At 29.5% G+C, this 13498-nt stretch carries 7 protein-coding genes; all 7 read left to right on the forward strand.

All coding sequences use genetic code 11. From position 1 onward, the window contains the following. Nucleotides 1-80 precede the first annotated feature (80 nt). Nucleotides 81-8909 carry a hypothetical protein gene (locus tag ACMUOV_RS06920; RefSeq protein WP_413854371.1) on the forward strand — a complete coding sequence of 2943 codons (8829 nt, stop codon included), beginning with the start codon at nucleotides 81-83 and terminating at the stop codon, nucleotides 8907-8909. A gap of 68 nt (nucleotides 8910-8977) precedes the next feature. Next, nucleotides 8978-9346: a helix-turn-helix domain-containing protein gene (locus ACMUOV_RS06925; protein ID WP_413854372.1), complete on the forward strand. Its 369-nt coding sequence runs from the start codon at nucleotides 8978-8980 to the stop codon at nucleotides 9344-9346. Between the two features lie 286 nt (nucleotides 9347-9632). After that, on the forward strand, nucleotides 9633-10406 hold the full coding sequence (locus ACMUOV_RS06930) for a winged helix-turn-helix transcriptional regulator (protein WP_413854373.1): 774 nt from the start codon (nucleotides 9633-9635) through the stop codon (nucleotides 10404-10406). Between the two features lie 156 nt (nucleotides 10407-10562). Further along, nucleotides 10563-11264, forward strand: a complete 702-nt coding sequence (locus ACMUOV_RS06935) for a glycosyltransferase (protein ID WP_413854374.1) — start codon at nucleotides 10563-10565, stop codon at nucleotides 11262-11264. 289 nt (nucleotides 11265-11553) lie between these two features. Next, on the forward strand, nucleotides 11554-11757 hold the full coding sequence (locus ACMUOV_RS06940) for a ferredoxin family protein (RefSeq protein WP_413854375.1): 204 nt from the start codon (nucleotides 11554-11556) through the stop codon (nucleotides 11755-11757). A gap of 6 nt (nucleotides 11758-11763) precedes the next feature. Beyond that, nucleotides 11764-12813, forward strand: a complete 1050-nt coding sequence (locus ACMUOV_RS06945; protein WP_413854376.1) for a 3-methyl-2-oxobutanoate dehydrogenase subunit VorB — start codon at nucleotides 11764-11766, stop codon at nucleotides 12811-12813. 1 nt (nucleotide 12814) lies between these two features. Beyond that, the coding region (locus tag ACMUOV_RS06950) for a thiamine pyrophosphate-dependent enzyme (protein WP_413854377.1) at nucleotides 12815-13498 on the forward strand (684 nt) is incomplete at its 3' end.

A 13498-nucleotide genomic window follows, 5' to 3' on the forward strand; every position in this document is an offset into this window, starting at 1 on the left:
ACATATTTGACGGGATAGAGACATATGAAATAGAGGAAGTAAAAGAAGAGCCGAAAGAGACAAATAAGATAATAGAGAATATGGACAAAGTAACAAGGTTGGATGTAATAGTAACGGGAGGGTTCCACAGCCAAACGGTAACCGATATTTTACAGAACGAAGGAGTAAGTTATATAGTAATAACGCCGAATGTTCAAGGCGGGGTAAAAGAAGCGGAAAAAACATATTATGAAATAGCCAAAGAACAAAAAGAAATAAATTTCCAAACATTGGCAGCAGCATTACTTTCAAATTATCCTCCAAAACTTGTAATAAAAGCATTATTAGAAAGTGGCTTTACAAAAAAAGAATTGGAGTTTATTTATCCAAAAAATTTAATTGAGGAAGCTGTTAATCAGGAATTATTAAATCCGGATCAGAAATTAGTCGTAGATTATAAAAAGCAATTAGAAAATGTTCAAATTGCAAAATTGTTAGAATCGGATGATGTAGATATTCAAGTTTTAAAAAATATAGTTGTTAATATTTTTAAAACAAATAAAATTATTTATAAAGATGTAGATATAGATGCTGTTGTGAAAGGTGTTATAGATATAATAACAAAAAAAGAACAAGGTAAAAATTTCTTAAGATTCTTTAGCATTTTTAAAAAAGATAACGAAATTAATCAAATAAAAGAGATTGCAGATATAATAACAAGATGTTATGAATCCGGATTTGCTTTGGACGATGTAAATAAATTTTTTGAAGACGCAAATGCTGCCGGTTCAAAAGTAGAATTTGATAACAGTAAAGATATAAATGATTTTTATTATACGGATAAAGACGGTAAAAGAATATATTTAACATGTTATATAAATTATATTGGAGTTCCACGCAGGTGGAATGAAAGTTTCAGTTACTTGGGAGAAATTACTGGAATATCTTCTTTGGCAGGTGGCTTCCAGTTTATTCAGCCGGTTAAAGTAACTTATTATAAATATGAATACGAAATAGATGAAAAAGGAATGCCGATACCTAAATTAGATGATGATGGAAACCCTATACCTGAATTAGATGCCGATGGTAATAAAGTCAAAGGACAAAAAGTTCTTAAATTTATAGCTATAGGATATGAAGATAATAAAAGAGATCCGATTACTTTTAAAATGATGGAAAAAGCAGCGGAAAAAGGTTTTGCTGTTGGTATGGATAAAACTAACAACGGAGAACTTTTTGTTCAACATAATGATAACTATTATGTCATAGTTAATGATTTTATGGCTGATGCTGATTTTAGTGATGATTATGATTCTTATTTTGAAGAAAATTTTGATGGAACAACAAAAGATTACAGATATACATTGCTTGAAGAAATTTTTAAATTTCAACAGGCTTTATCCGATGAGTTTTCTAATATTATTGATGAAAGCAAAAAAAATAGTCCTTTTTCAAATGAAAAATTTAAAAGAATTTGGCATCCTTATGACGATATAAGTTATATTGATACTCATAGAGAAGAATTGCAAAAAGATGGTGAAAATTTCTTAAAATTCTTAAAAAACAAAAATGAGATAATAGATAAATTAAAAAAAGCTGAAATAAAAGATGAAAACAAACAAAATGAATTAGTAGGCATGGTGTTATTTTTAAATTCTGACAAAGATGGTGAAAATATTTTAGAATCTTATTCCTCGGAAGAAATTAAAAAATATGCTGAACTTATAGAAATTAGTGTTGAAAATAATAGAAAAATAAATGAAGAAAATTGTTTGGTAATGATTGGGCACAATGATGCAAATATCGGTAATTACGATAAACAAACCGGAAAATTTATAGATCTTGAACATATAGGTCCAACCTATAGAACAAAAGATATTATAAATATGTGTGCGGATACAAGAGATCCGAGAAATTATAGTGTCCAAAATATAAAAGAAGTTATACAAATTGCACAAAAATCATTACGGGAACTTGGTGAGAAAGAATTAACGGAAGACGAAATTGCACAAATTATAGAAGGTATAAGATATTATTTGCTTTCAAGAATAAAATATATATCTCCTGAAGCGAGAGAACAATTCCTTAAAGATATAGAAAGTTTGAGTAAATTGAATATAGAAATAAAAGTTTCTAAAAATTTTGAAAATGAAAATTCTCAATCTGATGTAGAAGCAAATACAAACGATGAATTTAATTTTTTTGACAATATAAAACAAATGAGGAACCCGCTTATTAGCTCGCTAAGAGAAAGCTTGGTACTTATATTTGTAACGATTGTCGATACTGTACAAAAAGTATATACAGGTAATTTAAATAACGACGAATTTGTAGGAAAAGCAGGTGAATGGTTATTAAATTCAAATCAACAATATAGAAATATTAGTGAAAAACAAGATATTACGGAAAGAAATGTTAATTTGAATATTGAAGAAATTATTAGTAAATATATGAAAGTCAATAAAAATGATAAAGCTTTAGATAAGTTACAAAATATAGCGACTGCTGGACAAGATAAATATAAATCAATTTTACAGAATTATTCGTATGATAGTATACAAGAACTAAGAAAAGAAATAGAAGAAAAGGATTATAAGCAACCTAAAGAATATGAAGGTTACAGTTACGATTTACAAGATATTTCTAATTATTTACTAAACAAACTATTAAAAGAAAAAATGGAGCAAGATTTAAATAAAGTAGAGAGCGATACGGTAAAATACACTATAGGTGTGGTAATAGGTTTAATTCTTTCTGTTGTGTCTTTATTTTTAAGCACCGGAGATGCAAGTGTTTTATTACCGGAACAAAATGCAATAAACTTTACAAGCTTTCTTTTGGCTTTATTTGGTTCAAATGTAGTGAGCAACTTAAATCAGAAACGGAGCTCTCAAACCACCGATACAAATACTGAATATATTAATCAAAAAGCCGACATAAAGGTATCTGAAACAGCAAATGCGGATTCCGAATATAGTTTTTTAAGTAATATAAAACAAATGATAAAACCGCTTATTAGATCATTGGAAGAAAGTTTGGTATTTGTACCTGTAACAATTGCCGATACTGCACAAAAAGTATATACAGGTAATTTAAATAACGACGAATTTGTAGGAAAAGCAGGTCAATGGTTCTTGAAAAATTTCAACCAACAATATAAATATACCATTAAACAGCAAAAAATTGATACGGAAGTTAAGGATAACATAATTGCCATAATTAAAGAATATTCAGAATTAGAATCGATAATATTTTTATCGGAGTTGTGTAATAAAAAAGTTAAAGATATAACTGATAGTGATAAAGAAAAGCTGAAAAAAATGAAAGAAACAAAATGGGAAAGCTATACGAGTGATGGTTATTCTTTTAATCATTTGGAAGTTATTGCTAATGTTATTTTTGAGGTTATCAGTGAAAATGATAAAGAAAGAACAATAGGTGATTTGGTTATTGAAAAAATAATAAAAGAGAAATACCCTCGGTTTATGGAAAAATATGAAAACATTAATGATATTTTTAAGGACTATGGTTATCCTGTGGAAAACGTAAATCTTTTACAAGAAATAGAAGAAAATAGAAAAATTACTGAAAGTATAGAAAAAGATTTAAGAGAAGCAGAAGAAGATTTGGAAAAGGCAAAAAAAGAATTAGAAAAAGTACAGTCGGAAGAAAAGTTTGAAGAAGTAAAAAAATTAGGGAAAAAAGTAAAGAAATTAAAAAACGATTTAAAGAAAGAAGGATTAAGTACTTATAAAGATGAACAATTACAAGCTTATGGAGAAAGACTGAAATCTGAAATAGACGACGAAGAAGTTTTTGAAAATTATCCTAAACTCAAAGAAAGTGCCGAATATTTACTTAAAGTTATTATTAGAGAACAAAATAGAAGAAAACAAAAAGAAATAGAAAAAGGTTTAAATAAAGTAGAGGGCAATACAATAAAATATACCATTGGAGCGGCAGCAGGTTTAATTCTCACAGGATTATCTGTGTTTTTTAGTTCAGGGAATTTAAGTGTTTTATTAACGGAAAACAATTTAATAACTATTACTGTGGCTTTATTTGTTTCAAATATAATGAACAATTTAAGATGGAAATTACAATATTTGAATTCTCAACTTACCGATACTGAAGGTAATGAGCAAGAAATTGATATAGATAATAGTGATAAATATCAAGTTACGGATGATGAGGCAGCAAGTATTTATACGGAATATAGTTTATTTGGTAGTATAAAACAAATAATAATTCCATTCTTTTTATCGTTAACACAAAGTGGATTTTTCGTATCTGCAGCAATTGTCGATACTGCACAAAAAATATACACCGGCAATTTAAATAATGACGAATATGTAGGAACACTGGGACAAATATTCTTAAATTCAATGCCGCCATATAGAAATGCTATTGAACATCAGAAGAACATTGATGAACAAACAGATGATATGAATAAAAGAATTAAAGAATATAAATCGGCAAAGTTTTTACAAAAGTTGTTTTATATAGAGAATGATGAAAATAGAACAAAAACAGTTGGAGAAATAACAGATTATGATAAAGAAGAATGGGAAAAATTAAAAACAGAAGAAAAAACAAAAGATTTTTTGTTTTATGATAAAGAATATTCTGAAGATATTCTTTATGCGTTAGATTATGTTTTTAATAATGAAGGCACAATAGCTTCAAATAAATCAATAGTTGAACTGGTCTGTGAAAAAATGGAAGAAAATAGGAAAAATATAAAAGATAAAGAAAATGACAAAAATGGAGTACGATATACTCAATTTTTTAAAAGTATTGATTCCTTTTTTAAAGATGGAAAAATATATGCTCAAGAAGGTATTAAATCCTTTATTAAAACTAAAATGGATTCCGATGTTCAAATAAATAAAGATGAAGGTTTAAAGCTTTTAGAAGAATTAGAAGAAAAAGTATTAAGTTATGAAAATGAAGAGGAATTGCAGATTTACAGAGATAAACTGGAATACGGAATAAAAGAAGAACTTTTTGAAGATGAAGAGGAAGAACGTGCTGTAAATTTGATAGTTTCTATTATTGAAGAACAACGCGAAAAAGGTAAACAACTGCAAAAAGAAATGGAGCAAGATTTAAATAAAGTAGAGAACAGAACAATAGTATATTCTACAATGTTAACAGTAGGTTTATTGCGTACCGGAATAGCCATGTTTTTAATTTCAGGTGATGCAAGTGTTTTATTAACCGGAGTTAGCTTGGCAAAAATTGTTGTGGCTTTAATTGGTTCAAATATAGTAAATGATTTGAAATGGAAACGAAAATTTTCAAATTCTCAACTTCTCGGTATTAAATCAACTAAAAAAGAAACTGATATTAAAAAAACTATTTCTGTAAATCAAAACTTAAAACTTTCAAAACCTTTACCTTTGTCGATACTTTCTCCGTATATAAATAAAGTGTATAACAAAACAAAAGATAAACAAGGTTTTGTTTGGAGCATGTTAAATAAAGTATTATCGAATTATGATGTTTTAATAGCTCCGATTTGGGAAGAATATTTGTTTAGAGGTATCCCGATTTTAGTAGGCACTATAGCGGGACCTGTAATTGGTCCTGTAGCATTTTTGGTTATGCAAATATTGTTTGTTTGGTTGCATTCAAATAAAACAAAACAAAAATGGGGAGTTAGAATAGCAGGAGCAGTTGTTTTATCAATACCTTACATTTTAGCAACATTATTTTTCTCAGCATGTCCTTTAGCACTTCCGTTAGCATATATAGTTTCAACGGTAGCCCATTCATTATGGAATTATTATGCCTCCAAAAAAGATAGTCGGTTAAATAAATTATGGAACAAATATGTTTCAAAAGAACAAGTGCCTTTGTTGAGCATTGAAGACAAGCAAGCACAAAATAAACTTGAAACAGAAACTTTACAATACGAAAAAGAAGAGGATAATAATGAAAATGTTTTAATTTATGATGTAATTAATGATTTTAAGAGTCAAAATTTGAATAGAAACTTTCAAGAATTACAAACTGATAAAGACAATAAAATAAAAAAAATGGAAAAAATGTTTCAAAACGATGCTTTAAAAGAAAAAGTTTTACCAGTATTACAAGGTTATGATAAAGAAAAAAGAAAGCAAATAATTTATACTATATTTTTAGATTTAGAGTTGTTTTATGATTTGGATTATATTGAAATACCAGAATATAAGAATATTAATATAGAATTTAACGGAAATGGTAATTTGAAACGAGAAACAAAAAATAATTTAAGATTAATGCAAAAAACTTTTGTTGATAAGATAAACTCGAAATATAAAGAATTTTTCAATGTTTTAAAAAATGATGAAAAATTGAAAGATGAAAATTTGAAAAATGAAATAATTTTCAATATTTTTAAAAAAGTTTTTAGTGGTAAAAATTCGGATTCAAAAGAATTGTTTTTTAAATATTTTGTTGTAGAAAATTTAAGTGAAGCAGAAAATAAATTTCTTGAAAAGTTGTTAAATTCTAAAGGTGAAGAAAAGAAAAAATTGCATGGAAAAATAAGAACAGAAATACAAGGAAAAGGTAAAGAGAAAGAAAAAGAAATTAAACAATATATGCCTTTTATTGCGATAAATGATTTTATTTCGTTACAAAAAGATAGTTCTATTGGAATCAAATATGATGAAAAAAATAGAGATTTTTATTTATATGGGAATAATAATGTTAGGATATATTTAGAGGATTTTATTCATATTTATGATGGACATTCTGTGTATATGAATGGTAATGAAATAAAAGACGAAGAAAAAGGTTCTTCTGATCCTTCAAAATATTCAAATATTGAGATAGCTTTTAGTAAAAGTATGGACATTGATAAGATCAAAATATTGTTACAAACAAATGTAAAAGAAGATGCTAATTATATTGAAGATGGAGAATATTATAAATTGAAAAATGATGATAAATTTGAAGAAGGTTTTTATATGAGAATACATTTAGGTAAGAAAGGAAATTTTCAAAGTATTCAAACTGCTTTTTTGGTTGAAGAAAAAATTGAGCAAAAGATAAAAGAAGAAGATATTAAAAATAATGAAAAAGTCGAACAACCTCAAAACATTTCAGAAGTCTCAATAAATTCCTTAAAGAATGTTCTTAACCCGATGGAACTTGTAAATAAAATAAGTGAATATGTTGCAAAGAAAACAATAATAAAACAAATAGCAAACAAAGAAATTGCATTTATAAAGAAAGAAAACGAAAATAATATTGCAGAAAAATCGGATAAAGTAAGGTATTATAGTATAGGAGAAAATGCAAGAAATTTAGTTCATACAAAAGTTGGTGTAATATATGTTAAAGACGGTAAAGTTGTTGATGAAAATGAAGAAGGTGCTGAAACTGTTCAAGTTAGACTTGCGGTTAATAAAAACAATGAGTATATTTTTTATTCCAACACAATGAATATAAAAAATATAGATAACATTGATACTGTAATAGAAGAATTAATGGATAAATTCAGAAATGAAGGAGTAAAGACAAATTTATTCAACGATAATACAATATTTGCATTCCCGAATACCGATAAAAAAGTATTAACAGAAACCGATATAGAAAACAGTATAAATAATAAACAAACTTCTTATGTAATGCCTGCCGAAACGATAAAATATACATTTGAAGATGATGAAGATATAAATGAAAGAATATGTAAAGGAATAAAAGACAAAACGGGAATAACAACATTTGTTGTAAGTAAACAACAATATGAAAAAGTAAAGCAATTAGACACTAAGGGATATAGCTTTATTGTAAAAGAAACAGATATAGATACTGCATTTAAAAATATTGAAGAAAACCAAGGAGACGTTTTTGTTGATTTGTCTTCACAAGAATATAACAAAGAAACAGCTGAAGAAAAGCTTAAGCAAATAAGAAATAACAAACTTGCGACAAAACAAGGGGTAAATTTGGCGGTAACAGTAAAATTCAGTAATGATACTTATGAAAAATTGAAAGATATAAACATTTTTGAAAAGTATGGAATAATACCGATAGTTGAAGCAAAAAATAAAGATATTGTTAAAGGTAAGAAGGAAATAGACAACATAACCGATATTAAAGAACTTGAAGATAAAGCGGATATTATAGGTTATATATTTAATGGAAAAAATATAGAAGTAATAGAAAAAACTGCAGAAGAAGTTGGCGGTATAAAAACAATAATAGAAAATATAAGGATTAGCATAAAAGACAATCCGCAAAAACAATACAATAAAGGACATGCTGCTGCATTAAAAAATAATGGTTATCAATTAGATGATAGTAAAGATATTACAAGTAATGTAATTGATTTAAAAGAGTTATTACAGATGAACAGTAAAGATATTGAAGAATTATTGAAATGGCAAGGTGAAGAGTCGATAATAAAGATAATAAAAGAAAATTTAAGTTTATTTAATCCGCAAGCTCAAAGTTATATTAACGAAGAACTTCTTGCTAAGGGCAAATATATTGAAGCAATAGGATTTATATTAGGAGTAGTAGAAAATAGTGTTGCAGAAGAAGTTGTAAAAGAATTTGAACTTGGGGATGGCGAGAAGTTTATAAAAGAAATCGGTTCAAATGAAAACCAAGCAATATTGATGGCAATAATCGGACAAATGATAAAAGGAAAGAATTTAGAGCAGATAAAACAAAAAGAAAATGACTATGAGGAAGAAGTTGAGATGAAATATCCGAATGGCGTTATTAATTTAAAAGATTTAGTAAAAATAATAAAAGAAGAACAGAATATGAACTTAGATAAAATATTAAGAACCGGAATTGATTCCGAAACAGCCGAAGATGTTAAAGGAATAAAAGCAATATTAACCGACAGATACGGAGCAGATACAACCGTAGAAAAAGCGGAAGTTGCAGCAACACTTGCAATAAGAAGTATGTTAGCCGCAGCATAAATAGCTAAAAATAAAAACTTTGCCATTTCAACTTTTCTTTCTGTATTGTGATATGTTATAATAACCGTATGAACTTAAAAGAATTATTGAAATTAAAAGAAAATAATAAACTTGAATTTAAAAAAGCAAAAGGTGGGCTTCCACAAAGTATTTGGGAAACTTATTCCGCATTTGCAAATACGGATGGCGGTTGTATTTTGCTTGGATTAGAAGAATTATCAAATAAGCAAATTTCAATTATCGGTATAGAAACTCCGCAAAAATTAATAACACAATTTTGGAACGAAATAAACAATAAACAGAAAGTAAGTATAAATATTTTAACCGATAAAAATATAGAAATAATTAATTACAAAAATAAAGATATTATTAAAATATCTGTTCCACGGTCGGACAGGCATAACAAACCTATTTTTATAAATAATGATTTATTATGACAAACTTATAGAAGAAACGGTGAAGGAGACTATCATTGCACAAAATCAGAAATCAAAAATATGCTCCGTGACCAAACAGATGAAATTTTAGATTTAACTGTTTTGGAAAAAAATGGATTTGTCCGTTTTTGATAAAGAAACAATTAAAAGATACAGAACAAGAATGTTAAATTTAAAACCCGATCATATTTGAAATTCTTTAAACGAAGAAGATTTTTTACAAAAAATAGGTGCTACCCGCAAAGCAGAGGATAACAAATTTCACCCTACTACGGCAGGGCTTTTAATGTTCGGTTATGAATATGAAATTGTTAAGGAATTTCCGCATTATTTTCTTGATTATAGGGAAGTAAATGATGCAGACATTCGTTGGACGGATAGGTTTGTATTGAGTTCCGGAGAATGGAGCGGAAATTTGTTTGATTTTTATTTTAAAGCATGTGCAAAATTGGTTGCGGATTTAAAAGTTCCGTTTGTTTTAGCCGATAACGGTTTTGACAGAATAGATGATACCCCATTACATAAAATATTAAGGGAAGCAGTTGCAAATGCTTTATTGCATTCAAACTATTATGAAAGGAGAGGAATAGTTATAGAAAAGAAATTCAATAAAGAATTTATAATATCTAATCCTGGTGGCTTAAGAATAAGTAAATCGGAAGCAATAAGTGGCGGAATATCCGACCCGAGAAACGAAACACTTGTTAAAATGTTTTCTTTATTAAACATAGGTGAAAGAGCCGGCAGCGGTTTGCATAGTATTTACACTGTATTAAAAAAAGAAAACAATTTAATTCCTGTTTTGGAAGAACAGTTTAATCCCGATAGGACAACATTAAAAATAACAATAGATACAAATAATGATTATATCGAAGAAAAAACTAGGGAAAAAATAATAGAACTTATAAGAAAAAATTCTAAAATTACAACAAGAGAAATGGCAGAAAATTTAGGGCTAACAATAAAAGGTATAGAGTGGCAGATAAAAAGTTTACAAGAAAATAATATTATAGAACGAATTGGAAGCAAAAAAGCAGGTAGTTGGAGTATAAAAAAATAAGAAAGAGTTTTTTTAAACTATGTTAGCAGCTGCATAATACTAAATAGATTTATTGCATTATATAACCAAAATTTGCTTTGCAAATTTTGGTTATTCAATTATTTATCAAAAAAATGTATAATATCAAATTATTAATTTTATATAAGGGAATAAACAATGGATACATTGGCAATAGTATGTACTTACAATGAAGCAACAAATATTAAAAATGTTATCGACGATATTTTAAACTGCGGGCTTAAAGATATTGAAGTTTTAATTGCCGATGATTTGTCACCCGACGGGACATATAGAATCGTCGAAGAAATGGCAAAACTTGATAACAGAATACATTTGCTTTTAAGAAAAACAAACAGAGGCAGGGGCTATGCCGGAATTGACGGTTTTAAATGGGCATTGGAACACGGTGCAAAGTATATAGTGGAATTGGACGGTGACGGTTCTCACAACCCCAAATATATAAAATATTTCAGGGAAACAATAAATACATGTGATGTGGTTATCGGCTCAAGGTATGTTATGGGCGGAAGTGACAGTCAACGCGGAATATTAAGGCAAACAGTAAGCGGTTGTGCAAGACAATATTTAAGAACAATTTTGGGAATAAATATTGCCGACCCTACATCCGGTTACAGAATGTTTAAGAGAGAAATTGTTGAAAAATTTATAAATAAATTAACCGCATCCGATCCTTTTATCGTTACGGAAATGTTGTTTTATACAAAACAGGTCAATGCACAAATAAAAGAATATCCGATAGATTTTTTGGAAAGGGCATCGGGGCAATCAAAACTGAAACCTTTTACATTGATAAAATATTTGGGAAAAGTTTTAAAATTAAAAGCCAACCATAAATAAAAATCACATACTCAGCTTCTCAACTCATAAGCTGTAGTTAACGTCATTGCGAGTTCTTTTTTTTGTCATTGTGAGCGAAGCGAAGCAATCTATTGTAGTTGCCGTTACTGTTCGTTGTTGTCGTTAAACTCATAACCCCATAACCCCATAACCCTATAACCTAAAAAATTTGCTTTCAATTTTTATCGTTTGCTTTTTTCTTCTAAAAGTTATAAAATACAAAGATTAAGATTGCAGCAGTCATATATCTCCGTCGGGAATTCGTATTTTTAGCAAGAGGAAAAACAGTATGGCAAAAATAACGGTTAACAAAGATAGATGTAAAGGTTGCGGGCTTTGCATAAATGCCTGCACAAGAAAATGTATAGATTTTTCTACGGAAATAAATAAAATCGGTTATCATTATGCGGTATTAAAAAACGAAAAGGATTGCATCGGTTGCGGTTTTTGCTACCAGATGTGTCCCGATACTTGCATAGAAGTTTACAGGTAAAATAAAATGGTAAAAAAATTAGTGAAAGGTAATGTAGCATTATGTGAAGGTGCAATAGCAGCCGGTTTGGATGCTTATTTCGGCTATCCTATTACACCGCAAAATGAAGTTCCCGCTTATATGTCAAGAAGAATGGTTGAAATGAAAAAAGTTTTCATCCAGGCGGAGTCGGAACTTGCAGCGGCAAATATGGTTTTGGGAGCATGTGCAACCGGTAAAAGAGCAATGACATCGTCATCATCTCCCGGAATATCTTTAAAACAGGAAGCAATTTCCTATATGGCAGGTATGGAAATTCCCGGTGTTATCGTTAATGTTCAAAGGGGCGGACCGGGACTTGGTAACATTGCAGGTTCTCAAGCCGATTATTTTCAAGCCGTTAAAGGCGGCGGGCACGGTGACTATCATTTGATAGTTTATGCACCTGCAAATGCACAGGAAATGTATGAAATTGCATACAATGCATTTGATGTTGCTCAAAAATACAGAAATCCGGTAATGTTGTTATGCGACGGTATCGTCGGGCAAATGATGGAACCGGTAGATTTTAATAAAGAACCTAAAACAAAATTTGAAGACAGAGACTGGATTCTTGACGGTTGCAAAGGAAGGGAACCGAGGTCGTTAAAATCTTTGCTTATGCAAGACGGTGTTTTGGAACAACATAATTTGGATTTACAAAAAAAATATAAAACAATAGAAGAAAATGAAGTTAAAGCGGAATTATATCAGGTTGAAGATGCCGAAGTTATAATTGTTGCTTACGGTATCTCTTCAAGAATTTCAAAAAATGCAATTAAGCAGGCAAGGGAAAAAGGTATAAAAGCAGGATTGATAAGACCTGTTACTTTATGGCCTTTCCCGAGCAAAATAATTGCAAGTTATGCAAAACCCGGTGTAAAATTCTTCTCTGTAGAATTTTCGTTAGGGCAAATGGTTGAAGATGTTAAACTTGCCGTTAACGGTAAATGTCCGGTGGATTTTTTGGGCAGAGCCGGCGGCGGAATAGTTTCGGATAGTCAGGTTTTAAATAAAATTATAGAGTTGGCAAAATAAAATGGAAAAAATATTATCAAGACCAAAAGCATTAAAAGATTTCCCTTTGTCGTATTGTCCCGGTTGCGGGCACGGTATTGTGCACAGGTTAGTTGCACAAGCGATAGACGATTTAGGAATAAGAGAAAGAACAATAGCGGTAGCACCTGTAGGTTGTGCGGTGTTTGCATACAATTATTTCAATTTTGATACGACTGAAGCTCCTCACGGAAGACCTCCGGCTGTTGCAACAGGTATTAAAAGAACAAATCCAGATAAAATAGTTTTTACATATCAGGGCGACGGTGATTTGGCTGCAATAGGAACAGCGGAAACAATTCACTGTGCAAACAGAGGCGAAAACATAACCGTAATATTTATAAATAATGCAAATTACGGTATGACCGGCGGGCAAATGGCACCTACAACATTGTTGGGGCAAATAACCGAAACTACACCTTTCGGAAGAGACCCTCAAAGAGAAGGTTATCCGATAAATGTTTGTGAATTGCTTGCAGGTTTAAAAGGAACAAAATATATTGAAAGGGTATCGGTTTGCGATGCTCCTCATGTAATACAAGCAGGAAAAGCAATTAAAAAAGCTTTTCAAAATCAAGTAGAAGGAAAAGGTTATTCATTTATTGAAGTTGTATCACATTGTCCTGTAGATTGGGGTAAAACTCCGTTGGAAGCGACAAAGTGGGTA

The sequence above is a fragment of the Candidatus Ruminimicrobium bovinum genome, assembly GCF_902760015.1.
Taxonomy (GTDB): domain Bacteria; phylum Elusimicrobiota; class Endomicrobiia; order Endomicrobiales; family Endomicrobiaceae; genus Ruminimicrobium; species Ruminimicrobium bovinum.

What these genes read in the sequence shown, in the direction of transcription:
- ACMUOV_RS06925 (WP_413854372.1), top strand. Translation starts at nt 8,978, where the DNA reads ATGAACTTAAAAGAATTATTGAAATTAAAAGAAAATAATAAACTTGAA.
- ACMUOV_RS06935 (WP_413854374.1), top strand. Translation starts at nt 10,563, where the DNA reads ATGGATACATTGGCAATAGTATGTACTTACAATGAAGCAACAAATATT.
- ACMUOV_RS06945 (WP_413854376.1), top strand. Translation starts at nt 11,764, where the DNA reads ATGGTAAAAAAATTAGTGAAAGGTAATGTAGCATTATGTGAAGGTGCA.
- ACMUOV_RS06940 (WP_413854375.1), top strand. Translation starts at nt 11,554, where the DNA reads ATGGCAAAAATAACGGTTAACAAAGATAGATGTAAAGGTTGCGGGCTT.
- ACMUOV_RS06930 (WP_413854373.1), top strand. Translation starts at nt 9,633, where the DNA reads ATGTTCGGTTATGAATATGAAATTGTTAAGGAATTTCCGCATTATTTT.
- ACMUOV_RS06920 (WP_413854371.1), top strand. Translation starts at nt 81, where the DNA reads ATGGACAAAGTAACAAGGTTGGATGTAATAGTAACGGGAGGGTTCCAC.